Here is a 23,818-nt window from a genome sequence, read left to right as displayed (position 1 = left end):
CCCCCTGCACCCCCACAAGGGGGCGGTGGCCCCCTTGACCCCTTTTTCGGCGCATTTCGCGCTGCGCGCGGAATGCGCCGTGGGGGGCGGAGAAAACGTTGTGCGCAGACTTATAAAAAGTTTGGGGGGATGGGGGTCCGGGGGAAGGGGACCCTTTTCAAAGGGTCCCTTCCCCCGGTCTTTCTTCTCCCAAACCGGATATCGCTACAGCGCGTTCATGAAGCCGACGCGCTTGGGACGCTTCTTGCCTTCTTCCTGGTGCAGGGTGACGTCGAGGCCCAGCGACATGAGTTCCTTGACGAGCACGTTGAACGATTCGGGCAGACCGGCTTCCAGGAAGTTGTCGCCCTTCACGATCTTCTCGTACATCTTCACGCGGCCGGTCACGTCGTCCGACTTCACGGTCAGGAATTCCTGCAACAGGTAGGCCGCGCCGTACGCTTCGAGCGCCCACACTTCCATTTCGCCCAGACGCTGGCCGCCGAACTGGGCCTTGCCGCCCAGGGGCTGCTGGGTCACCAGCGAGTAGGGGCCGGTGGACCGGGCGTGGATCTTCTCGTCAACCAGGTGGTGCAGCTTGAGCATGTACATGACGCCGGTGGTGACGCGGTTGTGGAACCGTTCGCCGGTGCGGCCGTCGTACAGCACGGTCTTGCCGTCGTCGTCGATGCCGGCGCGCACCAGCCACGACCAGATTTCCTCTTCCGCCGCGCCGTCGAACACGGGGGTCTTGGTCACGATGCCGCGGCCCAGCTTGGCCACGGCGGCGCGGAAGTCGTCGTCGTCCATGGAGTCCACCAGCGAGTTGATGGGGGCGGAGTCGAACGCCCGCTTCACCTCGTTGCGCAGCGCCTTCAGCGGGTCGTTGCGCTCCAGCATTTCGGCGAGCTGGCGGCCCATTTCCTTGGCGGCCCACCCGAGGTGGGTCTCCATGATCTGGCCGATGTTCATGCGCGAAGGCACGCCGAGCGGGTTCAGCACGATGTCCACCGGGCGGCCGTCCGCGAAGAACGGCATGTCCTCGGCGGGCAGGATGCAGGAGACGACGCCCTTGTTCCCGTGGCGGCCGGCCATCTTGTCGCCCACCGAGAGCTTGCGCTTCACGGCGATGTAGACCTTGACCATCTTGATGACGCCGGGGGGCAGGTCGTCCCCTTCGGTCACCTTGCCGCGCTTGGACTCGTAGATGTTGCTGATGAACTGCACCTGCTGGTCGTAGCTTTCCAGCAGGGCGTCCACGGCCTCGTTGACCTCGCGGCTCTTGAACAGGCTCGCGAACTTCTTCAGGGGCACGTCGGCCAGCATCTCGGCGGTGGCGGAGGCGCCCGCCTCGGCGATGACCTCGCCCTTCTTCTTGCCCGCCAGGGTGGTGCCGATCTGCTTGCCTTCCACCACGGCCATCAGCTTCACGCGGGTGGCGTCGCCGAGGCCCCGGATGTGGTCCTGTTCCTTGCGGTCCAGGCGGCCCAGTTCGTATTCCTCGATCAGGCGGGCGCGCTCGTCCTTCTCGCCGGAGCGGCGGTTGAACACCTTGACCTCGATGACCGTGCCCTCGATGCCCGGCGGCACCTTGAGCGAGGTGTTCTTCACGTCGCGGGCCTTGTCGCCGAAGATGGCGCGCAGCAGCTTTTCTTCCGGGGTGAGCTGGGTTTCGCCCTTGGGGGTGATCTTGCCGACGAGGATGTCGTCCGGCTTCACGTTGGCCCCGATGCGGATGATGCCGCTGGCGTCCAGGTTGCGGAGCATGTCCTCGCCCACGTTGGGAATGTCGCGGGTGATTTCTTCCGGTCCCAGCTTGGTGTCGCGCGCCACGACCTCGAACTCCTCGATGTGCACCGAGGTGAAGGTGTCTTCCTTCACGGTGCGCTCGGAGATGAGGATGGAGTCTTCGAAGTTGTAGCCGCACCACGGCATGAACGCGACAACCAGGTTTTTGCCCAGCGCCAGTTCGCCGTCCTCGATGCCGGGGCCGTCGGCCAGGATGTCGCCCTTGGCCACGACCTGGCCGGGGTGGCAGGTGGGCTTCTGGCCGAAGCAGGAGTTCTGGTTGGACTTGTGGAACTTCTGCAGGTCGTAGGCGCGCACGCCGCCCCGTTCGGGGTACAGGCCGTTCTCGTAGCTGACGATGATGCGGTCGGCGTCGGCGTAGCGCACGATGCCCGGCCCTTCGGCGATGATGCACGCGCCCGAGTCCTGGGCCACCGGGCCTTCCATGCCCGTGCCCACGAGGGGCTTCTCGCACTGGAGCAGCGGCACGGCCTGGCGCTGCATGTTCGAGCCCATCAGCGCGCGGTTGGCGTCGTCGTGTTCCAGGAACGGGATCAGCGCGGCCGAGATGGACACCATCTGGCTGGGCGAAACGTCCATCAGGGTCACTTCGTCGCGGGGCGACATGAGCACGTCGCCCTTGACGCGGGTGGTGACGAACTCGTCGGCCAGCTTGCCTTCGGCGTCGAAGGGCGCGTTGGCCTGGGCGATGACCTCGCCGTGCTCGCGCGAGGCGTCGAGGTAGACCACCTCGCCGGTCATCTTGGTATCGCGGATGACGTGGTACGGCGTCTCGATGAAGCCGTAGTCGTTCACCTTGGCGTAGGTGGTCAGCGACACGATGAGGCCGATGTTCGGGCCTTCAGGCGTTTCGATGGGGCAGATGCGGCCGTAGTGCGAGGTGTGCACGTCGCGCACCTCGAAGCCCGCGCGTTCGCGGGTCAGGCCGCCGGGGCCCAGGGCGGACAGGCGGCGCTTGTGCGTCACTTCCGACAGGGCGTTGGTCTGGTCCATGAACTGCGAGAGCTGCGAGGTGCCGAAGAATTCCTTCAGCACGGCGGCCACGGGCTTCGGGTTGATCAGGTCGTGCGGCATGAGCGTGGAGACTTCCTGCAGGCTCATGCGTTCCTTGATGGCCCGCTCCATGCGCACGAGGCCGATGCGGTACTGGTTTTCCACCAGTTCGCCCACGGGCCGCACGCGGCGGTTGCCCAGGTGGTCGATGTCGTCGGCCGGGCCGTGGCTGTCCTTGAGGTGCACCAGCACCTTGATGGCGGTCAGGATGTCCTCGTCGGTCAGCACGCGCAGGTCCAGCGACTGGTCGAGGCCCAGGCGCTGGTTCAGCTTGTAGCGGCCCACGGGGGAAAGGTCGTAGTAGTCCGGGCTGCGGAACAGGTTGTCGAAGAAGCTTTCCGCGATTTCGGGCGTGGGCGGCGACGAGGGGCGCAGGCGGCGGTAGATTTCCACCTGGGCGGCTTCCTTGTCGGCGGTCTTGTCCAGCACCAGGGTGTCGCGCAGCGAGGACGAGGTGTCGATGCCCTTGGTGTGCAGGATGGGCAGGCGATCGATGCCCGCCTCGCGCAGGCGCTCCAGCACGCCGGGGGTCACTTCGTCGGCGGCCTCGGCCAGCACTTCGCCGGTGGAGGGGTTCACCACGTCCTCGGCCAGGAACAGGCCGTCCAGGGTGTCGGGAGCCACTTCGAGGGCTTCGAGGCCCGCCTCGCAGATCTGGCGCCAGGCGCGCTTGGTGATGGGCTTGCCCGCCTTGACGAACATGGTGCCGTCGGCGCCCGCGATGTCGGCGAAGGCCGAATCCTTGCGGAACATGTCCTTCTGCACTTCCCAGAACACGCGGCCGTCGTCGGACAGGCGGTAGAACTCCTTCTTGTAGAAGTAGTCCAGGATGTCCGTCTTGTTCATGCCCATGGCCTTGAACAGGATGGTGGCGGGCATCTTGCGGCGGCGGTCGATGCGGACGTACAGGATGTCCTTGTGGTCGAAGTCGAAGTCGAGCCACGAGCCGCGCATGGGAATGACGCGGCAGGAGTACAGCACCTTGCGGCTGGAATGGGTCTTGCCCGAATCGTGCTCGAAGATGATGCCCGGCGAGCGCTGCAACTGGTTGACGATGACGCGCTCGGTGCCGTTGATGATGAAGGTGCCCTTCTCGGTCATCAGCGGCAGGGTGCCGAAATAGATGTCCTGTTCCTTGATGTCGCGGATGGTGCGGTTGCCGGAATCGTCGTCCACGTCGTAGACCACGAGCCGCACCTTGATGCGGATGGGCGCTTCGTAGGTGAGGCCCTTCGAGATGCATTCCGCCTGGTCGAACTTGGGCTCGCCGATGTCGTAGCTGACGTATTCGAGGCTGGCGGTGCGGTTGAAGTCCTCGATGGGGAACACGGACCGGAAGACCCCTTCAAGGCCCTCGTCGGGCTTGCGTTCGGCAATGCCTTCCTGAAGGAACTTGATGTACGAGTCCACCTGAAGGTTCAGGAGGTGCGGAATGCCGAGCGATACGGGAATCTTGCCGAACTTTTTCGTGAGTTGGCCCATGGTTTCACCTCAGAAAGACGGTTTTCCGGCGGGGCTCTCAGCGCGAGAGGCCGAACGACCCGTGCGGGTCGGATGGAGCGGACGCGTGCACGGCACGCTGGGCGGCGGGACGGGCGGCGTGGCCGGCGTCCCGCGTTTCGGGGGCAGCGGGCGCATGGCGCATGGCTGCCGGGGCGAAGCGACAACGAAAGGCGGCCGCGTGAAGGGGGTGTCCCTTCAACGCCGTGCCGCGGACGAGGCTAAGCGGACGCGCGACAAGAGCGACGCGCCCACCGGAAAGGCTGTCGGTTCGGGGGGTGGGAAAGAGGGGTGCAGCGTACAACGTACCGCCCGGGTCAGGAGCTGGGTTGGTGCGAAGTGAGTTCGACCAAATTGCAACAATAGTCGTTTCGGAAAAATTTTGCAAGCCTGTGCGGCTTGCCACACGACTGCTTCCCGTCCGGCGCGGCGGCATGCCGCCCCGTCCCCTCTCGTCCCTTTCCGTCCCGCGACGCCGTGCCGCCCGCATGTGCCGCGCCTGTCGGCATATGTCCGGCGCATGGCCGCCACCCGAAATGCCGAGGATGCCGGACAAGGCGATAAAGCAGAAGAAGCGCGGGCGATGAACTCGCCCGCGCTGTTCCGATCGCCTGTGCGGCGCAGCGAATCGAGTCTACTTGACTTCGACTTCGGCGCCGGCTTCCACCAGCTGCTTCTTGGCTTCTTCGGCTTCTTCCTTGGAAACGGCTTCCTTCAGGGTGGAGGGAGCGCCGTCGACCTTGTCCTTGGCTTCCTTCAGGCCAAGGCCGGTCAGGGCGCGGACCACCTTGATGACGCCGATCTTGTTGGCGCCAGCGGCCTTCAGGATGACGTCGAATTCGGTCTTTTCTTCTTCGGCCGGGGCGGCTTCAGCGGGGCCGGCGGCAACCATGGCCATGGCCGGAGCGGCGGCGGACACGCCGAACTTTTCTTCAAGTTCCTTGATGAACTCGGAAAGTTCGAGGACGGTCATGTTGGCGATGAATTCGACGACCTGTTCCTTGGTGATGCTGGACATGATTTGCTCCTTTCGGGTGTCTTTGGCGTAAGGGTTGGGTTCGATTCCGGTGTTGCCTAGGCCGCGGCCTTCTTCTCTTCAATGCCCTTCAGGGCGTAGAGAAGGCCACGGATGATGTTGGCGAACAGCGAAACGAAGTTGGTGGGCACGGCGTTCATCGTGCCAAGAGCGCGCGCGATCAGTTCGGGCTTGCTGGGCAGCTTGGCGAGGTCAGAGACCTGTTCCCCGGAAAGGAACTTGCCTTCAAGGCTGCCGTGGCGCACCGTGAAGATCTTGCTCGTCTTGGCAAAGTCGGTAACCGCCTTTGCCACAGCGACGGGATCAGCGAACCCAAGGGCGACGGCGCAGTTCTCTTTGAACACGTCTTTGATGACGTCATGCGCTCCGTCGGTAAAGGCGATCCGTGCCAGGGTGTTCTTCACGACGTGGTATTCCGCGCCGTTTTCACGAAGCTTCACTCTGAGACGGGTCAGCTCTTCCACCGACATACCCTTGAAGTCGGTCACGACCGCGATGGAAGCGCCTTCAGCACGAGCCTTGAGCTGCTCGATGATGGCTGCTTTCTCGGACCTGTTCACGTGACTCTCCTCAGGTTCGGGTGTGTCTGGGTGGAAATGCCGAGCCAAAGACACTGTGGTCTCGGCAGGACTTAACGCAAGGGTGGAGAACCCCCGCCGCCTGCTTTCTTCGACTCGTATTTCCGGGCCTGTTGCCGGTAAAGGCCCGGCTGCGCAGCAACCGGGCCAAATATCAACGAAGGGGGTTAGCCTTCGAGGAACTTCTTGATGGTGGTCGGGTCGACCTTGAAACCGGGGCCCATGGTGGTGGAGACCGCCATGGCCTTCATGTAGGTGCCCTTGGCCGTGGCGGGCTTCAGGCGGTTCACGGTTTCAAGCAGCGACTTCAGGTTGCCCAGGATCTTTTCGGAACCGAAGGACACCTTGCCGAGCGGGGCATGCAGCACGCCCGCCTTGTCGACCTTGAATTCCACGCGGCCGGCCTTGGTTTCCTTCACTGCGGTGGCCACGTCGAAGGTGACGGTGCCGGTCTTGGCGTTGGGCATCAGGCCGCGGGGGCCGAGCACGCGGCCGATCTGGCCGACCAGGGCCATGACGTCGGGGGTGGCGATGGCCTTGTCGAAGTCCAGCCAGCCTTCCTTGATCTTGGCGACCAGTTCTTCGGCGCCGGCAAAGTCTGCGCCGGCGGCCTTGGCTTCGGCTTCCTTGTCGCCCTTGCAGAACACCGCCACGCGCACGGTCTTGCCGAGGCCATGGGGCAGGGTGACGGCGCCGCGCACCATCTGGTCCGAGTACTTGGGATCGACGCCGAGGCAGATGGCCACGTCGACGGTTTCGTCGAACTTGGCGAACGAAGCCGCGAGGGACTTGGCCACCGCGTCTTCGAGAGCGAAACGTTCGGCGATGTCGCGTCCTTCCGTCGCCGAGCGATATTTCTTGCCGTGCTTGGGCATTGTACCCACCTTTTCCTTTTGCTGACGTTCGCAATCTCCTGCCGCCTTGGTCACGCACCCCACTGTGTGCAGGGGATGCGCCCCGGCTTGGCCGGGAAGGCCGACCGTGTCGGCGGACGGCAGTGCAACTGATCCGAAACGCTACTTGATTTCGATGCCCATGCTCCGGGCGGTGCCCAGAATGGAGCGGGTGGCCGCATCGAGATCCTTGGCGGTGAGGTCGGGCAGCTTCAGCTTCGCGATCTCTTCAACCTGCGCCATGTTCACCGAGCCGACCTTGTTCCGGTTCGGTTCGCCAGAGCCCTTTTCGAGCTTGGCGGCCTTCAGCAGCAGCACGGAAGCAGGGGGGGTCTTGGTGATGAACGTGAAGGAACGGTCGGAGTAGACGGTGATCACCACGGGGGTGATCATGCCCTTCTGCTCCATGGTCTTCGCGTTGAAAGTCTTGCAGAATTCCATGATGTTGAGCCCGTGCTGGCCGAGCGCGGGACCAACCGGCGGGGAAGGGTTGGCCGCCCCGGCCGGAATCTGCAGCTTGATCTTGGCAACTTCTTTCTTAGCCATTGTTCTGTCCCTCTATGGGCGGCGCGGGCCGCGATGGTTACCGCGCAAGATCATCGAAAGGGGGCTAGCCCTTGGAAACCTGGACGAAGTCCAGCTCGACCGGGGTCTGCCTGCCGAAGATGGAGACCGACACCCTGAGTTTGCCCTTGTCGTAGTTGACGTCCTCGACGACGCCATTGAAGCCGCCGAAAGGCCCGTCTATGACGCGAACCTCGTCCCCGCGCTCGAAGTTGAACTTCGGCCGGGGCTGCTCCTGCCGCGATTCCATCATGGTCAGGATGCGTTCGGCTTCGCTGTCACGCATGGGAGTCGGACGGTTCTTGCCGCCGACGAAACCGGTAACCTTGGGAATGGACTGGACGAGGTGCCACGAGAAATCGGTCATGGTCATCTTGACCATGACGTACCCGGGGTAGAACTTCCGCGTGGAGGTCCGCTTCTCGCCCTTGACGAGCTCGATGACCTTCTCGGTGGGCACCACGACCTCTTCGATGAGTCCCTGCGCCTGACCGGTACGGATCATCTCGCGTATGGTCTGCTCGACACGCTGCTCGAAGCCCGAATAGGTGTGGACGATGAACCAGCGGGCCTTGCCGGCCGTGGGGATCGATTCGGTCATTTCGGTGTCCGTCACGAGAGGATGTATTCGACGAGCTTGGTCAGCCCAAGGTCCACGACACCGAGGAACAGGGACATGACGAAAACGAGAACGAGCACGGCGATGCCCGTTGCCGTGGTTTCCTTGCGCGTGGGCCAGGTGACCTTGCGCAGTTCGCCCTTGGCTTCCTCGAAGTAATCCCTGAGCTGGGTGATCTTGTCGCCGATGCCGTTGCCGGAATCGGCGGGGGTCGCCTCGGGCGCGTTCTGCTGCTTTTTCGCCATGGTCGCCTCTGGAGCCATTTCGACTGGTCGACTTGCCATCGTTCGGGGGGGACCGGCCCGCCCGGCGGGCGAACCGTGGGTTCGCCGGGCCGGGCGGAAAGGTGCCGTGGGGCGCCTTGGCACGTTGCCGTGCGCTGTCCCGCTGGGAAAGGAGTGGCAGGGCAGGAGGGATTCGAACCCCCAACATCCGGTTTTGGAGACCGGCGCTCTAGCCGTTAGAGCTACTGCCCTGCACTATGAGGATACTACTTGGTTTCGCGGTGAACCGTGTGCTTCTTGTCCCAGGGACAATACTTCTTCAGTTCGATGCGGCCGGTAGTATTCTTCTTGTTCTTGACGGTCGCGTAATTGCGCCGCTTGCACTCGGTGCAGGCGAGCAGGAGATTGACGCGCATCGTTTACTCCAGGATTTCGGAGACCACGCCCGCGCCGACGGTGCGGCCGCCTTCGCGGATGGCGAAGCGCAGGCCCTGCTCCATGGCGATGGGAGCGATCAGTTCCACGGTGAAGGTGGAGTTGTCGCCGGGCATGACCATTTCGACGCCGTCAGCCAGCGCGATGATGCCGGTGATGTCCGTGGTGCGGAAGTAGAACTGCGGACGGTAGCCCGAGAAGAACGGGGTGTGGCGGCCGCCTTCTTCCTTGGACAGGACGTACACTTCGGCCTTGAACTTGCGGTGCGGCTTGATGGACTTGGGCGCGGCAAGAACCTGGCCGCGTTCCACGTCTTCACGCTTGATGCCGCGCAGCAGGGCGCCGATGTTGTCGCCGGCCTGGCCCTGGTCGAGCAGCTTGCGGAACATTTCGACGCCGGTGCAGGTCGACTTGACGGTGTCCTTGATGCCGACGATTTCCACTTCTTCGCCGACCTTGATGATGCCGCGTTCCACACGACCGGTCACCACGGTGCCGCGGCCGGAGATGGAGAACACGTCTTCGATGGGCATCAGGAAGGGCTTGTCGATGTCGCGCTGCGGCTCGGGGATGTAGCTGTCGCAGGCGTCGAGCAGGGCCACGACCGGAGCGGCTTCGGGGGAGTTGGGATCGTCGGTTTCAAGGGCCTTCAGGGCCGAACCGCGGATCACCGGGATGTCGTCGCCCGGGAAGCCGTAGAGCGAGAGCAGTTCGCGGACTTCGAGTTCCACGAGTTCGAGCAGCTCTTCGTCGTCAACCATGTCGCACTTGTTCAGGAACACCACCAGGTAGGGCACGCCGACCTGACGGGCGAGCAGGATGTGCTCACGGGTCTGGGGCATGGGGCCGTCGGTGGCGGCGACCACCAGGATACCGCCGTCCATCTGGGCGGCGCCGGTGATCATGTTCTTGATGTAGTCGGCGTGGCCGGGGCAGTCCACGTGGGCGTAGTGGCGGGTGGCGGTTTCGTATTCGACGTGGGCGGTGGCGATGGTGATGCCACGTTCCTTTTCTTCGGGAGCCTTGTCGATTTCGTCGAACGCCACGAACTTGCCGTTGCCGCGCAGACCGGCCACCTTGGTGATGGCGGCGGTCAGAGTGGTCTTGCCGTGGTCGATGTGGCCGATGGTGCCGATGTTGACATGCGGCTTCTTGCGTTCAAATTTTTCCTTACCCATAGGTGTTCTCCCTGGCGTGGTTTTCTTCTTGCGTTAATCGTTAGGCACGGAAATGGAGCCCACAATGAGACTTGAACTCATGACCTCTTCCTTACCAAGGAAGTGCTCTACCGCCTGAGCTATGTGGGCCGATTGCTTGCTTGAGGAGAACCCGGGCTAGGATGGAGCGGGAAACGAGACTCGAACTCGCAACCCTCAGCTTGGAAGGCTGATGCTCTAGCCACTTGAGCTATTCCCGCACGTCCAGCATGCTGCCGTACTTCCAGGAAGCCGTAGTTCTCCGACAGGCCTTCCTGTCTCCTACAGCCAAGATAGCTTGTCAAGTGGTGGAGGGGGGTGGATTTGAACCACCGAAGTCTTACGACGACAGATTTACAGTCTGTTCCCTTTGGCCACTCGGGAACCCCTCCACTGTGGAGCTGGCGATGGGACTCGAACCCGCAACCGGCTGATTACAAATCAGCTGCTCTGCCAGTTGAGCTACGCCAGCCAACGAGAAAGCGCTTCTACCCGCTCCCTTGGGAAAAGGCAAGGGGGAAAAGCGGGGGAATGCGCGTTTTTTTGCGCGTTGCGTGACGGATTGGCGTCCGGCGCGGCTTTGCGGGGGCAAATTTGTGGGGCGCCGCCGCGAGGGCGCAGGGGCGTGGAGGCGTGTCGGGCGCCCCGCCCCGCCGCCCATTCATTATAATAAGGTGCGCCCGCTCTCGCAGGGGCGCGCGTGAAGGCGGCAACGCACCACCGGAAGACAGCGCACGTCCCGGTCCGGAATATTCCGCGCAACGAAAAAGGGCCGCCCGAAGGCGGCCCGGAATGGCGAAAGGGGGGAGTCGGCTAGACCGTGGCGGGCTGCCCGGCATGGACCGCAGCACGGGCGGGGGCCACGGCGGGACGGCGGGCGGCCTTTTCGGCGGCGGGTTCGTCCAGCGTCACTTCCTGCAGGTAGATGTCCGCGTTTTCGGTCAGCACGCGCAGGAAGGCGTTGTTCAGGGCATGGCCGGAGCAGTGCACGATGAAGTGCCCCTGAAGGGGAGTGCCCAGCATGGCCATGTCGCCGATGAAGTCCAGGATCTTGTGGCGCACGAACTCGTCGGGGAAGCGCAGGCCGTCGTCGTTGAGCACGGCGTAGTCGTCGAGCACCACGGCGTTGTCCAGCGAGCCGCCAAGGGCCAGGCCCTTGCTGTGCATGTACTCCACCTCGCGCAGGAAGCCGAAGGTGCGCGCCTTGGCCACTTCGGCGAAGGTGCGGGGCGTCACTTCCAGACTCATGTGCTGCACGCCGATGAGCGGGTGGGCGAAGTCGATGGTGTAGTCCACGCGAAAGCCGTCGTAGGGCAGGGCGCGGATGGACTTGCCGTCGCTCTCGTGGCTGATGGGCTTGGCGATGCGCAGCACGCGGCGGGCGCGCGACTGGGCGCGGATGCCCGCGTTGCGCAGCAGCATGACGAAGGAGGCGGCGCTGCCGTCCATGATGGGCACTTCACCGCCCTGCACCTCGATGATCATGTTGTCGATCTCGAGGCCGCGGATGGCGGCAAGCAGGTGCTCCACGGTGGCCACCGAGGCGTCCTGGCCGTTGCCGGACACGCCGAGGGTGGTAGCAAGGCCGGTGGCGACCACGGCCTGGGGATTGGGCGCCACGCGGCGCACGCCCTGGGCGGTATGGATATCGAACACAATGCCGGTGTCTTCGGGGGCGGGACGCATGGTCAGGTGGACCATCTTGCCGCCGTGCAGGCCGACGCCGGAACATTCGATGGATTTCTTGATGGTGGTCTGGTTCATAACCCCTCCGCTGCCGATAGAGCATGAACCGTGCCAAAATCTAGACTTTTGCAATGCACTGGAATTGCAGGTGTTGTCTGCGTTGCGAGACACGCGCGGGTGTGTGTTTCACGCACTTGTGTGGCTTTTGCGCACCTGTCGCCGTGGTGCGAAAACCACACATTCGGGTGGCGTTGGCGTTACGCGCCGCCGCGCCAGGCACCCCCCGTCACGCGTGCCGTTCGCGCCGGGCCACCACGAAGCGGTCGAGACCGGCCAGGTCCTTCCGGATGTCCACCCCGGCCCACAGCGGCGCATGCGGCGCGAACAGGGCGGCCACGGCCTGTCCCTGCGCGCTGCCGAACTCCATCAGGAACAGCCCGCCGGGCCGCAGCACCCGGCCCGCCTCGGCCACCAGCACCCGTGCATGGCCCAGGCCGTCCGCCCGCCCTTGCGCCGTGGCGGCATCATCCAGCCCCCCGCCCGCGCAGGGCACCAGGGCGGCGCGCGGCTCGCGGTCGCGCACCTCCGGGGCCAGGCCCGCGTGTTCGGACTCGCTGACGTAGGGCGGGTTGGAGACCAGCAGGTCCAGCGCCCCGTCGCGGAACAGGGGGCGGGTGAAGTCGGCCAGCACCGGCTGGCAGCGGAGAAAGGCCGCCCGGCGCGCCGCGTCCGGCTTGCCGCCGCCGAGGTGCGCGATCATGTTGCGGGCGGCCACGGCCAGCGCCGCAGGCGAGATGTCGCAGGCAATTCCGTGGATATCCATCCGCTCGGCGCACAGGGTCACGGCGATGCACCCGGTGCCGGTGCCGCAGTCGGCGAAGCGCGCCCCGCGCGGGGCCAGCGACAGGGCGGTTTCCACCAGAAGTTCCGTTTCCGGCCGGGGGATCAGCGTGGCCGGGGTGACCAGGAAGTCGCGGCCGTGGAATTCCCGCTCGCCCAGGACGTGCGCCGTGGGCTCCCCGGCGGCGCGGCGGGCCAGCAGCGTGGCGGCGCGGGCCAGCGCGTCCTCCGGCACCGGCGCGGCCGGGTGCATGGCCAGGCGCAGCAGCAGGTCCTGCCGGGACAGCCCCAGCGCCCGCGCCGCGAACAGTTCCGCCGTCAGGCGCGGCGCGTCGTCGCGCACCGAGGGCGACGGGCTGGCCGCGAGGTATGCGGCGGCGGCGCGCACCACCTCGCGCAGGCCGTGCGGCGCGGCCGTGCCCAGCGCCGCGAGGGCGGGTGCGGTGTCCGGCGCGCAGGGCGTCTCTGCCCCGAAGGTGTCGGGAAACGGCGGGGTGCGATGGTCGCTCATGGGGCGGAGCAGTAGCGCAGCCGGGGGCGCGCCGCAAGTGGCGGGTGCGTCCGGTTCAACGCACACGGGACCGGAAAACGGCCCGCCGCTTGCGCGACGGGCCGTCTTTGTTCGGTTCTTTTCTTCGTGCCTAGTGCACGTCGGCCTGGGCCTTCAACGCCTCGGTCTGGGCATGGGTGGACAGGGCATCGAACAGGGTCTGCGCCTCGCCTTCCATGACCCGGTCCAGCGAGTACAGGGTGAGGTTGATGCGGTGGTCGGTCACCCGGCCCTGCGGGAAATTGTAGGTGCGGATGCGTTCCGAGCGGTCGCCGGAACCCACCTGCGAGCGGCGGTCGGCGGCCACCTCGTTGTGCTGGCGGTCCTGCTCGGCCTGCAACAGGCGCGAGGCCAGCACCTTCATGGCCTTGGCCTTGTTCTTGTGTTGCGACTTCTCGTCCTGGCACGAGACCACGATGCCGGAGGGAATGTGGGTGATGCGCACGGCGGATTCGGTCTTGTTGACGTGCTGGCCGCCCGCGCCCGAGGCGCGGAACACGTCGATGCGGATGTCGTCGGGGCGGATTTCCACGTCCACCTCCTCGGCCTCGGGCAGGATGGCCACGGTGGCGGCTGAGGTGTGGATGCGGCCCTGCGATTCGGTGGCGGGCACGCGCTGCACGCGGTGGGTGCCCGATTCGAACTTCAGGCGGCTGTACACCTTATCCCCGGCGATGAGGGCGATGATTTCCTTGTAGCCGCCGGTGTCCGATTCGTTGGCGCTGAGGATTTCCACCTTCCAGCCGCGCATTTCGGCGTAGCGGGAATACATGCGGAACAGGTCCGCCGCGAACAGGGCCGCTTCCTCGCCGCCGGTGCCCGCGCGGATTTCCACGATGGTGTTCTTTTCGTCCAGCGGGTCCCTGGGCAACAGCAGCAGTTGCAGTTCCTGCTCGATTTCGGGAATGGCCGTCTCGAGGGCTTTGGCTTCTTCGTGCGCCATGGACCGGATTTCCGGATCTGCGTCGTCCAGCAGTTCCCTGTTGTCGGCAAGGTTCTGGCGCAGTTCCTTGTAGCGGCGGAACACGTCCACCACTTCCTTGAGGTCTGCGTGGGCCTTGGTGAGCTTGCGGTAGCGGTCCTGGTCGTTGAAGACCTCGGACGAGGCAAGCTGCTGCTCCAGGTCTTCGAAGCGGCGTTCCAGGTTTTCGAGCTTGGCGAACATCCGTCACTCCGTGGCGGGGGCCTGATGGCGGTAGGCGGGCGCGCGCACCGTTGCGGGGGCGGCGTCTCCCAGGGCCTCGCGCAGGGCCACTATGGCGACCTCGAGCTGGTCTCGGTCGGGTTCATGGGTGGTCAGCATCTGCAGCAGCATGCCGGGGGCGCGCAGCGCCGCGCCCAGCAGGCCGTCGCCGAGGCGGGCGGCGTAGCGGATGGCCTCGTAGGCAAGCGCGCTGATGGGCACCATCAGCAGGAATTTGAACAGCACCGTTCCGGCGTGCTTGGTCACCGCGCCGTCCGGCGTCCAGATCAGCAGCAGCAGGGGCACCAGCACCGCGTGCAGGATGATGGAGATGGACAGCACGAACAGCAGAAAGGTGGTGCCGCAGCGCGGGTGCAGGCGGCTGTGAATGGCGGCGGTTTCGGGCGTCACGTCGCCGCGCGCCTCGAAGGCGCGGATCACCTTGTGTTCCGCCCCGTGGTACTGGAACACCCGGCGGATGTCCGGCAGGAACGAAATGGCCAGGATGTACCCGATGAAGATGGCGAACTTGAACAGGCCGTCCCAGGCGTGGAACGACAGTCCTTCCACGTCGCCGCCAAGGCCCAGCCACTTCATGCCCAGCGAGAACATGTGCGGCAGCACCACGAACAGGCCAAGGGCCAGGGCCACCGACACCGCAAGGGTCAGGGCCAGGTGCCACGACTTCAGTTCTTCGCCGGTTTCGCCCTGGGCGGCGTGCTCGGCCGAGCGGTTCAGGGCCTTGATGCCGTTGACCAGGGTTTCGACCAGGGTGGGAAAGCCGCGCACGAAGGGGCGCTTCAGCCAATCCGCGGACGACAGGGTGTACCACGGGCGGCTTTCGGCCAGGATTTCGCCGTCGGGCAGGCGCACCGCAAGGGCAAGGCGCTCGCCGTTGCGCATCATCACGCCTTCCATGACGGCCTGGCCGCCGATGGTGCAGGGCGCGTCGGCCGCGAGGGAAAGCGCGGCGGGCAGCGCCCGGCAGGCGCGGCCCCAATGCGAAAACGCCGCGCGGAGCGCGCCGGTCACGCCGGTGGCCCGTGTCCTGCCCATTGCGCCCATGCTGAACCCCTTGCGGCTGATGGCAATGAAGATTTCTCCCCGGAGGGCGAACCCCTCCGGGGAGGAAAAATCGACGTCGGCGCGCGCGTGCGCACCGCCCGAGGCAGGCAGACTACTTGCCTTCGCCGAACTTGGCGTACTTCTTGCGGAAGCGGTCGATGCGGCCGGCGGTGTCAACGAAGCGCTGCTTGCCGGTGTAGAACGGATGGCACTGCGAGCAGATTTCCACGTGCACGACCTCGCCCTTGGTGGAGAGGGCTTCGGCTTCGTAGCCGCAAGCGCAGGTCATCTTGGCCTTGTACACGTTGGGATGGATGTTTTCCTTCATCTTGGACTCCTCGTGGGGAAAATCGGAACGCACGTTGATACGCCCATCTTCCCGTTTTGGCAAGGCCCCCGATGCAACGGCGTTGCGGGCCGTCCGGGCCTCGTGTAGTCTGCCCATCGCCGCGCCCCGTGCGTCGGGGCAGGGCGGGCAGGCGCAGGCAACAGGTATGCCGGGGGCGTGTCCCTGTCAAGGCGGGGCTTGGCGTCGGCTGGCGGGGTCGGCCCTGCGGGCGCTTCTCCGCCCGGCGGTCCATTGTCCCCATTATTCCGGAATCCTTTCCCGCGCGGCCCGCGTCGCGTCACGACGAGTTTTTCATGTCCCGCACCACCGATGTTCGAAAGGATGTGGCTGCCGCGCCGCCGGATTCCTCCGGCGAAGGCGCGGCGGCCCCGCGCCCCCGCCCCGCGCGCGCCCCGAAGAAGGAACGCGCCGACCAACTGGTGTTCGAGGCCGGGCTGGCCGAAAGCCGCGAGCAGGCCAAGCGGCTGATCATGGCCGGGCAGGTGGTGGTGCTGCCGGAGGGCGGCGGAGACGAGGACGCCGGCGGCGCGGGGGGGACGGTTGCGCCGGAGCGGGCCGTGCGCCCCGTGCGAGTGGACAAGCCGGGCCACAAGTACCCGGTCGCCACGCGGTTCGAACTGTACGGCCGCGAGCGCTTCGTGTCGCGCGGGGCGTACAAGCTGCTCACCGCCATCGAGTATTTCGGGCTGGACGTGACCGGATTCATCTGTCTGGACGCCGGGGCGTCCACGGGGGGCTTCACGGATTGTCTGCTCCAGCACGGGGCGGCGCGGGTGTACGCCGTGGACGTGGGGCACAACCAGTTGCACGAACGGCTGCGGGCCGATGCGCGCGTGGTGTCGCACGAGCACACCAACCTGCGCACCGCGCCGCCGGATCTGATTCCGGAGCCGGTGGACCTGGTGGTGGCGGATGTCTCGTTCATCTCGTTGACGCTGGTGCTGGCGCCGTGCCTGCAATGGCTGAAGCCGGGCGGGCGGGTGGTGGCGCTGGTGAAGCCGCAGTTCGAGGTGGGGCCGGGGCAGACCGAGAAGGGCGTGGTGCGCGACCCGGCCCTGCGGCAGGCCGCCGTGGACAAGGTGGTGGCGTACTGCCGCGACGCGCTGGGACTGGACCTGGAGGGCGTGGTGCCCTCCGCCATCACCGGCCCCAAGGGCAACCAGGAATATCTGGCGGCGTTCCGGCGGCGGTAGGCGGCCTGCGAGCCTTGGTGGATGTCCGTTCCCGGAAGGCGGAAACGGGAAAACCCCCTCGGTGCGTTGCGCCGAGGGGGTTTTTGTTCGGGCGAAAAGACGGCGCGCGGCTACAACCCCTTCTTCGCCATCAGCGCGGCAAGGTCCGCCACGCGGCAGGAATAGCCCCACTCGTTGTCGTACCACGCCAGCACCTTGGCCATGTCGCCGTTCATCACGGTGGTGAATTCGGCGTCCACGATGCTGGAATGCGGGTCGGCGATGAAGTCGGACGACACCAGCGGCTTTTCGCAGTAGGCCATGATGCCTTTCAGCGGCCCTTCGGCGGCGGCCTTCAGGGTGGCGCGCAATTCTTCGGTGGTGGTGGGCTTTTCAAGCTCGGCCACGAAGTCCACGATGGACACCGTGGGCGTGGGCACGCGCAGGCTGATGCCGTCGAACTTGCCCTTCAGTTCGGGGATGACCTTGGCCACGGCCTTGGCCGCCCCGGTGGAGGTGGGGATGATGTTCTGCGCGGCGGCGCGGGCGCGGCGCAGGTCCTTGTGGGGCAGGTCCAGGATGCGCTGGTCGTTGGTGTACGAGTGCACCGTGGTCAGCACGCCCTTGACGATGCCGAAGGCCCTGTGCAGCGCCAGGGTGACCGGGGCCAGGCAGTTGGTGGTGCACGAGGCGTTGGAGACGACGTGGTGTTTTTCCGGGTCGTAGTCCGCGTCGTTGACCCCGAGCACGATGGTCAGGTCTTCTTCCTTGGCGGGCGCGGTGATGATCACCTTCTTGGCTCCGGCGTCGATGTGCGCCCTGCACTGCGGCCCGGTGCGGAAGATGCCCGTGGACTCGATGACGATGTCCACGCCAAGGTCGCGCCAGGGCAGCACCTTGGGGTCGCGCTCGGCATAGTTGCGCACGGTCCAGTCGCCCACGTGGATGGTGCCGTCGCGCACTTCGGCGTCCACCTTCAGGCGGCCGTAGCAGGTGTCGAACTGCAACAGGTGCACGTTGGTGGCCACGTCGTACAGGTCGTTGACGGCCACCACTTCCATGGTGTCGGGGTAGCGGTCCAGGATGGCCTTGAACACCTGACGGCCTATCCGCCCGAACCCGTTGATGGCAATGCGGAGTTTGGTCATCGGGGGTTCTCCTACAGTTCGTGGATGGTGTTGTTGTACGCGGTGAGCAGTTCGTAGTCGGTTTTCAGCGCCTGGTGCATGCGCGCGTTCTCGATGGCGATGGCGCTGAGGTTGGCGATGGCCCCGGCGAATTCCACCTCTTCGGGCGTGAAGTCGCGCCGCGTGTCGGAGTAGACGCGCAGTGAGCCGATGGCCTTGCCGTCCACCAGCAGGGGCAGGACCAGGATGGACACCAGCCCTTCGGCGCGGGCGGCCTCGGGGTACTGGAAGCGCGGGTCGGTGGCCACGTCCTGGATGTGCACCACGTTGCCCGCCAGCACTTCGCGGTCAAGGCCGCTCTTGGCGATCTCGATGGGTCCCTTGCGCAGGTAGCCCTTGCTCAGGCCCCACGCGGCGCTGGCCAGCAGGGTCGTGCCCTGCCGGTCGATGAGCCGCAGGGTGCAGGCCCTGGCGTTCAGCGCGCCGGCCACCTGCTTGGCGATGGTGTCGAGCACGGTGGTCGGTTCAAGGCTGGAGTTGATGACGCGGACCAGGTCGTAGAGGGTACGGTAATAGGTGTGTTCGCGTTCGCCCATGGCGATGCCTCCGGGGTTGGGGTTGCGGTGGACGTGCGGCGGTCGGGACATGACGCAGGGGCGCGGGAGCACTGTTGCCCCGGCCGTCTGGGGTGTGCGACGCCTTGGTCCTTGCCGCGTGAATTCGGGCCACGTTTGTTGGCCGCATGGCGTTTTCGCATGCGGCCCCTGGGGTTGCATGCCGCCGCCTGACGGACATGCCGGACCGGGGGGCGGCGCGGGACGGCCGCCGGAAATCCCGGTTTCTGTCATGCTATACCCGCTCGGGAGAAAAGGCACAAGCGGCCATAGCCGTGGGGTGCGGGTTGCCATCGGCGGCGAAGCGGGGTAGGGTGCGCGCGTCATTGGGGAGTAGCCGCCTCCGCAACGGAGGAGCCCACGTCAACATACTTGGCCCGCGCATCGCGCCGCGAGCCATGGCGTGGGCGGCATCAGCCTGGCGAGACCTTTGACTCCACCACCAGAGCCGGGCCGGCGCTGGCGGATGGGGTCATGGGTATGCACCGCCGCCGGCCCCCAGGATATCCCGCGTGGAAGCGTTCATCGCCGCCTTCGGAATGGTAGCCATCGCTGAAATGGGCGACAAGACCCAGTTGTTGTCGTTCGTCCTGGCCACGCGCTTCTGTGGCCGCCAATGGCCCATCATCTGGGGCATCTTCGTGGCCACGGTGGCCAACCACTTCTGCGCCGCCTACGTGGGCGGATGGGTGTCCGCCAACATCGGCGAGGACATGCTGCGCTGGGGGCTGGGCCTGGCCTTTCTGGCGTTCGCCGTGTGGGCGCTGATCCCCGACAAGCTGGAATCGGAAGGCGAGTGCAAGACGCGGGAAAGCGCCTTCCTGTCCACCGTGGTGCTGTTCTTCCTGGCCGAGATGGGCGACAAGACCCAACTGGCCACCGTGGCGCTGGGCGCGCGCTACGCGGATCTGGGGGCCGTGACCATGGGCACCACCCTGGGGATGATGGCCGCCAACACGCCCGCCGTGCTGCTGGGCGAACGCCTGAGCCAGATGTTTCCGCTGGACAGGATGCGCTTCGTGGCCGCCGCGCTGTTCGCGGTGTTCGGCGCGCTGATCCTGCTCAAGGTGGAGATGGGGCTGGGGCTGGGAGGGTTGTAGCCGTCCCTGCCGGGTGCGGCCTGCCGTTCACCGTTGTTTTTGGATGGCGGCCCGTCCGGAGTGCCGCGCCTAGAACGAGCCGTTCATGGTCTCCAGGCAATGCAGCAGGGCGGCCTTCTGCTCGGGGGTCAGGTCGGCGGTCAGGTCGTCGGTCAGGCGGCGGTGCAGGCGGTCGTGTTCCTCGTACTGCTTCCGGCCGTGCTCGGTCAGGGCCACGAGGATGGACCGCCGGTCGTGCTCGTGCGGGCGGCGCACCACAAGCTGCTTGTCCTCCAGTCGGTCCACCAGCACGGTGAGCGTGCCGGTGGTCACCCCCATGCGGGCGGCCAGTTCCTTCATGGGCAACGCGCCGTGGATGCCCAGGATTTCCAGGGTGTGCGTCTGGGGCAGGGTAAGCCCCTGCTCGCGCACCACGTCGTGCTCCCATGAGGAGAGTTTTTCGTAGAATTCCACGATGGCGTGGGTGAGCTTGCCGGTGTCGGACATGGCGGGCCTGCGTGCGGAGGGTGGACGCCGGAAGGGCGCAAGGGGGTGCGGCGACGCACCCCGTTTTCGTCGTGGCGCCGGGCGGCATGGTTTCGATGCCGGTCCGGCAGTGGAGTTATAGCCAGCGCCGGGTGCGGCGGCAAGGGCGCGGCGGCGCATGCCCAGCCCGGCGTCACCCCGGCAGAAAGGTCATGCCCACCCCCAGCCCCGCCAGCAGCAGGGCCATGGCCCATCGGGCGGGGCGGAAGGGAAAGTCCGGCCGCCATGCCTCGGGACGGTCCAGCCCGCGCGCGGCCACGGCCACGGTCTGGGTCCAGGTGCGCTGCCCCAGGATGCGCAGCACGGCGGCGGGCAGCAGCACGGCGCGCCGCCGCAGGGGCAGCGGGCCGCGCAGGTCCCCCGCGCGGGACACCTGCGCGAAGGTGCCCTGGGCCATGGGCAGGAAGTGGACCATCAGGGCCACGCCCAGCGCGGGCTGCCACGCCCGCGCGCCCAGCACCGGGCGCAGCAGCCATACCAGGGCCAGCCCCAGCGCGCGGGGCGACGCGGCCAGCGCCAGAGCCAGGCCGATGCCGATGAGCAGGGCCAGGCGCAGCCCCAGCAGCGCGGATTCGCGCGCGGCATGCGCCAGCAGCGGGCCGTCGGGCCATGCAAACCGCAGGACGCCGAAGACGCCGCCTGCCCCTCCATCCACGGCGGAAGTGTCTCCCATCGGCCCCAGACAGGCCAGTGCGAAGCGCAGCGCCACCCACACCAGCACGAACCACGCATGGCCGCGCAGCATGCCCGGCCGCAGCCTGTGGCGCAGCGGCGGCGTGGCGAACAGCCCGGCCAGCCCGGCCGCCACCACGGCCAGCCCCAGGGGGGGCAGGCGCCATACCAGCACGCCGTAGCACCCGGCCAGCAGCAGGTGCAGGCGCGGGTCCGGCGGGCCGCCGGGGGGGACGCCGGGACATGCGGACCCCTGCGGAACGCCCGTCAGGGGGGACGCGGGAAGGGAAGCACGGTTCGACATGAAGATATAACGAATGGCGCGAGTTAAAGTTTTTCTTGATTTTTTCGAACATGCCCGGAGCGGCTCGGCAAAGGGCTGTCCCGGTCGTGCACGGCTCCGCCGGACCCTTCACGCGGGGCCGGCCGGAGTAGTCCGGGCCGGTCAGATCAGTCGGGAAAGGCCGAGCCTATGGTAGCCGGGTCCCCGCAGTTCCGCAAACGGGAAACTTACCGTCAAGCGCCTGCACCTGCGCGGGGGGGCGGCTGTCCCATGAAGGGCTCGACCGCGTCTTCCGTCCGGGGTATCCCAACACCAAGGCCGGGGTGGCCCAGTTTTGGCCCAGTTTCGGCCCGATTTCGGCCTGACCCCGCGCGACGCGGAAGCGTCCCCCGGAAACGTTTCGCCAACCATGCCCGCCGGGCGCGGAAAACCACGGTGCTTCACGCCCGACGCCATTCCGACAAATTCATGCGCTATGCACACGGTACGTCACCTGTTGCCCGGCAGCCCCGCAGGCGGCCCTTCCGCCGCGCGTAGCGAAGGGTGCGGCGGCAGGCGGCGGACCGGTGCCACGGCGCCACAAGGAACAGCCATGAAGGATTTCGTCTATCACAATCCGGTGGAGGTCCGTTTCGGCCCCGGTGTTCTGGCCGGGCTCGGCGCGCGGGTGCGCGCGGCGGGCCTGGACCACGTGGTGCTGGTGGGCGGCGGCGAGGCGGCGCGCCGCGTGGGCGCATACGACCAGGCCGTGGCGTCCCTGGACGCGGCGGGCGTGCGGCGCAGCGAAGTGTGGGGCGTTGCCGCCAACCCGGACCTGGGCACCGTGCTGCGCATCGCCGCGGCGGCGGGCGCCGTCCCGGAAGGCGCAACCGGTCCGCAAGGCGGCGGGGACGCAGTCGCTGGCGGCACGGGTTTGATCGCCATCGGCGGCGGCAGCGTCATCGACGCCACCAAGGCCGCCGCTGCCCTGGCGCCCCTGCTGGCCGAGGGGCGCGACCCGTGGAGTCCCTTTGCGGAGCGCAAGCCGGTCACCCGCTCGCTGCCGGTGTTCGCGGTGTCCATCCTGTCGGGCACCGGTTCGGAAATGAACGGCAACGCGGTGATCACCCGTGGCGCATCGGGCCACAAGTGGGGCATGCGCTGCCCGCCGCCGGTGGCCACCTTCGTGGACGTGACCTTCCAGCAGGGGCTGCCCTGGCACCTGACCGTGAACGGCGCGGCCGACGCCATGAGCCACGTGCTGGAATTCTCGGTGACGGGCACGCCCGCGGCGCCTGTCGCCGGGCGGAAGCACGCGGAATTTCCCTTCTTCGCGGAAGAGGCGGTGCTGGCCCAGAACGAGGCCTTGCTGCGCACCATCGTACGCGCCGCCACGCGCCTGCGCGCCGACGCGCACGACACCGTGGCGCGCGGGGCGCTGGCCTGGGCGTCGGGCGTGGGCCTGTCCGGCCTGACCGGGGTTGGCCTGGGGGCCGGGTCGTGGGAAGCGCACGCGCTGGAGCACGCCGTCAGCGGCCTGCATCCGCACGTGCCGCACGGTCTGGCCCTGGCCGTGATCTACCCGCGCTGGATGGAAGAGGTGGCGGTGGACAAGGCCCCGGCCATGCGCAGGCTGGCGGCGGCGCTGGAAACCACGGTGGCCGAGGCCCTGGCCGAACCCGGCGAGGACGGCAACCCGTCGTCCCCGCCCGCCGGCGGCCGGGACGCGCCGGAACGTTGCGCGCTGCTGCTGGGCGCGCTGTTCCGGCACTGGGGCGCGCCCTCCGGGCTGTCCCACTGGGGCGTCACCGAGGGCGATGTGCCGCGTCTGGTGCGGCTGGCCAGGGAGTATCCACGTCCGCTGCAACTGGCGGCGGAACGGGTGGAACGGGTGTTCCGCGCGTCCCTGTAAGACAGCCGGACATGCCGGGCATGCCGCGTGGGGGATGGTGCGGAAACAGGGTGCGGATGCGGGCGGTAACGGCGCGAGGGGGTGTGCGCGCCGCCGGAACACCGGCAGGTGGAGGTCTGCATGGGCACGGAACGGACGACGGGGGGGATGCCCGCCGCAACGGTGGATGACGCAGCGGAGCGACGGACAGGTGATCGCCGCCAGGACGACCGGCGGCGCGACGGACCCGCCACCCGCGCCGGTAACCCGGCAGGCCCCGACGGTATGCCCAAGGCCCGTTGCTGCACCTGCGGCAGCCGCGATGTCTGGCTGCTGCACGACGGGGTGCTGCATCTGGTGGGCTGCCGCCGCTGCGGCCGCACCGGACCGGGGGCGCTTTCCGCGCCGCTGGCCGTGGAGGCGTGGAACGACGCCGACGAGGCCCGGTTCAGCCGGGGGTTGCCGCCCGGCGCGGAGATGATGGCCCCCTGCGTGTGCGAGGCCCAGCATCCCGACGCGGGCGTGGCGGTGTCGCACCCGGCCCACCTGCGCCCGCTGGGCAGACAGGTGACGCCCGCGCCGGTGCGGGTGCACCGGCTGTCGCCGTACGGCGTCCAGCTTTCCGGCCAGGGCGATGCCCTGCGCCAGTGGCTGGAGGGAGCGGATGCCGCCCTGTGCGAACTGGCCATGCCCATGGCCGACGGCCGGGGCTGGACCCTGTTCGCCCTGCGCGTGGAATCGGTGCGGCGCGAAGGGGACAGCCTGCTCGTGGGCGGCGGCTTCGTGCGGCAGGACGACCGCCAGCGCGGCCTGCTGGCCCGCCTGCTGGAAACGGTGGAGGAGCGCGCCGGGGGCGACGTGGCGCGCTGACCTCGCCCGGCTCCCTGATTTTCTGC

22 protein-coding genes, 5 tRNA genes and 1 riboswitch are annotated in these 23,818 nt (G+C 67.1%); of the genes, 4 read left to right on the top strand and 23 right to left on the bottom strand.

Annotation, left to right across the window (positions count from 1 at the left end):
* Window positions 1-204: 204 nt before the first annotated feature.
* The 19 genes from rpoB to rpmE form a co-directional block, all read right to left on the bottom strand.
* Window positions 205-4,323: a DNA-directed RNA polymerase subunit beta gene (rpoB, locus tag ACR4XJ_RS09635; RefSeq protein ID WP_434755011.1), complete on the bottom strand. Its 4,119-nt coding sequence runs from the start codon at window positions 4,321-4,323 to the stop codon at window positions 205-207.
* 652 nt (window positions 4,324-4,975) lie between these two features.
* Window positions 4,976-5,359 carry a 50S ribosomal protein L7/L12 gene (rplL, locus tag ACR4XJ_RS09630; RefSeq protein ID WP_012612583.1) on the bottom strand — a complete coding sequence of 128 codons (384 nt, stop codon included), beginning with the start codon at window positions 5,357-5,359 and terminating at the stop codon, window positions 4,976-4,978.
* Window positions 5,360-5,415: 56 nt separating this feature from the next.
* On the bottom strand, window positions 5,416-5,937 hold the full coding sequence (rplJ, locus tag ACR4XJ_RS09625) for a 50S ribosomal protein L10 (protein WP_012612582.1): 522 nt from the start codon (window positions 5,935-5,937) through the stop codon (window positions 5,416-5,418).
* Between the two features lie 185 nt (window positions 5,938-6,122).
* A complete protein-coding gene (gene rplA / locus ACR4XJ_RS09620) occupies window positions 6,123-6,830 on the bottom strand; it encodes a 50S ribosomal protein L1 (protein WP_333505219.1) in 708 nt (235 codons plus the stop codon).
* A gap of 141 nt (window positions 6,831-6,971) precedes the next feature.
* Window positions 6,972-7,394 carry a 50S ribosomal protein L11 gene (rplK, locus tag ACR4XJ_RS09615; protein ID WP_434755010.1) on the bottom strand — a complete coding sequence of 141 codons (423 nt, stop codon included), beginning with the start codon at window positions 7,392-7,394 and terminating at the stop codon, window positions 6,972-6,974.
* 64 nt (window positions 7,395-7,458) lie between these two features.
* Window positions 7,459-8,013, bottom strand: a complete 555-nt coding sequence (gene nusG / locus ACR4XJ_RS09610; protein ID WP_434755009.1) for a transcription termination/antitermination protein NusG — start codon at window positions 8,011-8,013, stop codon at window positions 7,459-7,461.
* Between the two features lie 11 nt (window positions 8,014-8,024).
* Window positions 8,025-8,276 carry a preprotein translocase subunit SecE gene (secE, locus tag ACR4XJ_RS09605; RefSeq protein WP_012612579.1) on the bottom strand — a complete coding sequence of 84 codons (252 nt, stop codon included), beginning with the start codon at window positions 8,274-8,276 and terminating at the stop codon, window positions 8,025-8,027.
* Window positions 8,277-8,430: 154 nt separating this feature from the next.
* Window positions 8,431-8,507, bottom strand: a tRNA-Trp gene (locus ACR4XJ_RS09600).
* A gap of 14 nt (window positions 8,508-8,521) precedes the next feature.
* Entirely contained in the window at window positions 8,522-8,671 is a 150-nt protein-coding gene (gene rpmG / locus ACR4XJ_RS09595; RefSeq protein ID WP_007523971.1) for a 50S ribosomal protein L33, read from the bottom strand.
* Window positions 8,672-8,674: 3 nt separating this feature from the next.
* A complete protein-coding gene (tuf, locus tag ACR4XJ_RS09590) occupies window positions 8,675-9,868 on the bottom strand; it encodes an elongation factor Tu (RefSeq protein WP_333505222.1) in 1,194 nt (397 codons plus the stop codon).
* Window positions 9,869-9,921: 53 nt separating this feature from the next.
* A tRNA-Thr gene (locus ACR4XJ_RS09585) sits at window positions 9,922-9,997 on the bottom strand.
* Window positions 9,998-10,030: 33 nt separating this feature from the next.
* A tRNA-Gly gene (locus ACR4XJ_RS09580) sits at window positions 10,031-10,107 on the bottom strand.
* A gap of 85 nt (window positions 10,108-10,192) precedes the next feature.
* Window positions 10,193-10,278 (bottom strand) — tRNA-Tyr (locus ACR4XJ_RS09575).
* Window positions 10,279-10,282: 4 nt separating this feature from the next.
* Window positions 10,283-10,358, bottom strand: a tRNA-Thr gene (locus ACR4XJ_RS09570).
* A 341-nt stretch (window positions 10,359-10,699) separates the two neighbouring features.
* Complete coding sequence (lpxC, locus tag ACR4XJ_RS09565) at window positions 10,700-11,650, bottom strand: UDP-3-O-acyl-N-acetylglucosamine deacetylase (protein WP_434755008.1); 951 nt, start codon at window positions 11,648-11,650, stop codon at window positions 10,700-10,702.
* A 208-nt stretch (window positions 11,651-11,858) separates the two neighbouring features.
* Complete coding sequence (gene prmC / locus ACR4XJ_RS09560; RefSeq protein ID WP_434755007.1) at window positions 11,859-12,923, bottom strand: peptide chain release factor N(5)-glutamine methyltransferase; 1,065 nt, start codon at window positions 12,921-12,923, stop codon at window positions 11,859-11,861.
* 130 nt (window positions 12,924-13,053) lie between these two features.
* The gene (prfA, locus tag ACR4XJ_RS09555) at window positions 13,054-14,127 is read right to left on the bottom strand and encodes a peptide chain release factor 1 (RefSeq protein ID WP_434755006.1); all 1,074 of its coding nucleotides are present in this window, start codon (window positions 14,125-14,127) and stop codon (window positions 13,054-13,056) included.
* 3 nt (window positions 14,128-14,130) lie between these two features.
* Complete coding sequence (locus tag ACR4XJ_RS09550) at window positions 14,131-15,063, bottom strand: DUF1385 domain-containing protein (RefSeq protein ID WP_333505248.1); 933 nt, start codon at window positions 15,061-15,063, stop codon at window positions 14,131-14,133.
* Between the two features lie 259 nt (window positions 15,064-15,322).
* Window positions 15,323-15,538, bottom strand: a complete 216-nt coding sequence (gene rpmE, locus ACR4XJ_RS09545) for a 50S ribosomal protein L31 (RefSeq protein WP_434755005.1) — start codon at window positions 15,536-15,538, stop codon at window positions 15,323-15,325.
* A 314-nt stretch (window positions 15,539-15,852) separates the two neighbouring features.
* Between rpmE and ACR4XJ_RS09540 the strand changes: the two genes are divergently transcribed.
* Window positions 15,853-16,752 carry a TlyA family RNA methyltransferase gene (locus ACR4XJ_RS09540; RefSeq protein WP_434755004.1) on the top strand — a complete coding sequence of 300 codons (900 nt, stop codon included), beginning with the start codon at window positions 15,853-15,855 and terminating at the stop codon, window positions 16,750-16,752.
* A 110-nt stretch (window positions 16,753-16,862) separates the two neighbouring features.
* On the opposite strand, the gene gap is transcribed toward ACR4XJ_RS09540, so the two are convergent.
* A complete protein-coding gene (gene gap / locus ACR4XJ_RS09535; protein WP_434755003.1) occupies window positions 16,863-17,879 on the bottom strand; it encodes a type I glyceraldehyde-3-phosphate dehydrogenase in 1,017 nt (338 codons plus the stop codon).
* 11 nt (window positions 17,880-17,890) lie between these two features.
* Window positions 17,891-18,454: a GAF domain-containing protein gene (locus ACR4XJ_RS09530; RefSeq protein ID WP_333505228.1), complete on the bottom strand. Its 564-nt coding sequence runs from the start codon at window positions 18,452-18,454 to the stop codon at window positions 17,891-17,893.
* A gap of 334 nt (window positions 18,455-18,788) precedes the next feature.
* A riboswitch (yybP-ykoY riboswitch) is annotated at window positions 18,789-18,965 on the top strand.
* 19 nt (window positions 18,966-18,984) lie between these two features.
* Here ACR4XJ_RS09530 and ACR4XJ_RS09525 point away from each other — a divergent pair.
* On the top strand, window positions 18,985-19,572 hold the full coding sequence (locus ACR4XJ_RS09525) for a TMEM165/GDT1 family protein (RefSeq protein WP_434755002.1): 588 nt from the start codon (window positions 18,985-18,987) through the stop codon (window positions 19,570-19,572).
* Between the two features lie 69 nt (window positions 19,573-19,641).
* On the opposite strand, the gene ACR4XJ_RS09520 is transcribed toward ACR4XJ_RS09525, so the two are convergent.
* Both ACR4XJ_RS09520 and ACR4XJ_RS09515 read right to left on the bottom strand, forming a co-directional pair.
* Window positions 19,642-20,058 carry a MarR family winged helix-turn-helix transcriptional regulator gene (locus tag ACR4XJ_RS09520; protein WP_434755001.1) on the bottom strand — a complete coding sequence of 139 codons (417 nt, stop codon included), beginning with the start codon at window positions 20,056-20,058 and terminating at the stop codon, window positions 19,642-19,644.
* Between the two features lie 172 nt (window positions 20,059-20,230).
* Window positions 20,231-21,073, bottom strand: coding sequence for a cobalt transporter (locus tag ACR4XJ_RS09515; RefSeq protein ID WP_434755000.1), 843 nt, complete (start codon window positions 21,071-21,073; stop codon window positions 20,231-20,233).
* A 571-nt stretch (window positions 21,074-21,644) separates the two neighbouring features.
* On the opposite strand from ACR4XJ_RS09515, the gene ACR4XJ_RS09510 reads away from it, so the two are divergent.
* Complete coding sequence (locus ACR4XJ_RS09510) at window positions 21,645-22,943, top strand: iron-containing alcohol dehydrogenase (protein ID WP_434754999.1); 1,299 nt, start codon at window positions 21,645-21,647, stop codon at window positions 22,941-22,943.
* Window positions 22,944-23,090: 147 nt separating this feature from the next.
* Window positions 23,091-23,792, top strand: a complete 702-nt coding sequence (locus ACR4XJ_RS09505) for a hypothetical protein (RefSeq protein ID WP_434754998.1) — start codon at window positions 23,091-23,093, stop codon at window positions 23,790-23,792.
* The last annotated feature ends 26 nt before the right edge of the window (window positions 23,793-23,818 follow it).

Source organism: Nitratidesulfovibrio sp. D1, from assembly GCF_051133415.1.
Lineage (GTDB): Bacteria > Desulfobacterota > Desulfovibrionia > Desulfovibrionales > Desulfovibrionaceae > Cupidesulfovibrio.
This window is presented reverse-complemented; position numbering and strand designations above follow the sequence as displayed.

Bases quoted from the DNA above. Each gene is read 5' to 3' on its own strand.
- rpoB (WP_434755011.1), bottom strand. From the start codon at position 4,323: ATGGGCCAACTCACGAAAAAGTTCGGCAAGATTCCCGTATCGCTCGGC.
- rplL (WP_012612583.1), bottom strand. From the start codon at position 5,359: ATGTCCAGCATCACCAAGGAACAGGTCGTCGAATTCATCGCCAACATG.
- rplA (WP_333505219.1), bottom strand. From the start codon at position 6,830: ATGCCCAAGCACGGCAAGAAATATCGCTCGGCGACGGAAGGACGCGAC.
- rplK (WP_434755010.1), bottom strand. From the start codon at position 7,394: ATGGCTAAGAAAGAAGTTGCCAAGATCAAGCTGCAGATTCCGGCCGGG.
- nusG (WP_434755009.1), bottom strand. From the start codon at position 8,013: ATGACCGAATCGATCCCCACGGCCGGCAAGGCCCGCTGGTTCATCGTC.
- secE (WP_012612579.1), bottom strand. From the start codon at position 8,276: ATGGCGAAAAAGCAGCAGAACGCGCCCGAGGCGACCCCCGCCGATTCC.
- rpmG (WP_007523971.1), bottom strand. From the start codon at position 8,671: ATGCGCGTCAATCTCCTGCTCGCCTGCACCGAGTGCAAGCGGCGCAAT.
- tuf (WP_333505222.1), bottom strand. From the start codon at position 9,868: ATGGGTAAGGAAAAATTTGAACGCAAGAAGCCGCATGTCAACATCGGC.
- lpxC (WP_434755008.1), bottom strand. From the start codon at position 11,650: ATGAACCAGACCACCATCAAGAAATCCATCGAATGTTCCGGCGTCGGC.
- prmC (WP_434755007.1), bottom strand. From the start codon at position 12,923: ATGAGCGACCATCGCACCCCGCCGTTTCCCGACACCTTCGGGGCAGAG.
- prfA (WP_434755006.1), bottom strand. From the start codon at position 14,127: ATGTTCGCCAAGCTCGAAAACCTGGAACGCCGCTTCGAAGACCTGGAG.
- ACR4XJ_RS09550 (WP_333505248.1), bottom strand. From the start codon at position 15,063: ATGGAAGGCGTGATGATGCGCAACGGCGAGCGCCTTGCCCTTGCGGTG.
- rpmE (WP_434755005.1), bottom strand. From the start codon at position 15,538: ATGAAGGAAAACATCCATCCCAACGTGTACAAGGCCAAGATGACCTGC.
- ACR4XJ_RS09540 (WP_434755004.1), top strand. From the start codon at position 15,853: ATGTCCCGCACCACCGATGTTCGAAAGGATGTGGCTGCCGCGCCGCCG.
- gap (WP_434755003.1), bottom strand. From the start codon at position 17,879: ATGACCAAACTCCGCATTGCCATCAACGGGTTCGGGCGGATAGGCCGT.
- ACR4XJ_RS09530 (WP_333505228.1), bottom strand. From the start codon at position 18,454: ATGGGCGAACGCGAACACACCTATTACCGTACCCTCTACGACCTGGTC.
- ACR4XJ_RS09520 (WP_434755001.1), bottom strand. From the start codon at position 20,058: ATGTCCGACACCGGCAAGCTCACCCACGCCATCGTGGAATTCTACGAA.
- ACR4XJ_RS09515 (WP_434755000.1), bottom strand. From the start codon at position 21,073: ATGTCGAACCGTGCTTCCCTTCCCGCGTCCCCCCTGACGGGCGTTCCG.
- ACR4XJ_RS09510 (WP_434754999.1), top strand. From the start codon at position 21,645: ATGAAGGATTTCGTCTATCACAATCCGGTGGAGGTCCGTTTCGGCCCC.
- ACR4XJ_RS09505 (WP_434754998.1), top strand. From the start codon at position 23,091: ATGCCCGCCGCAACGGTGGATGACGCAGCGGAGCGACGGACAGGTGAT.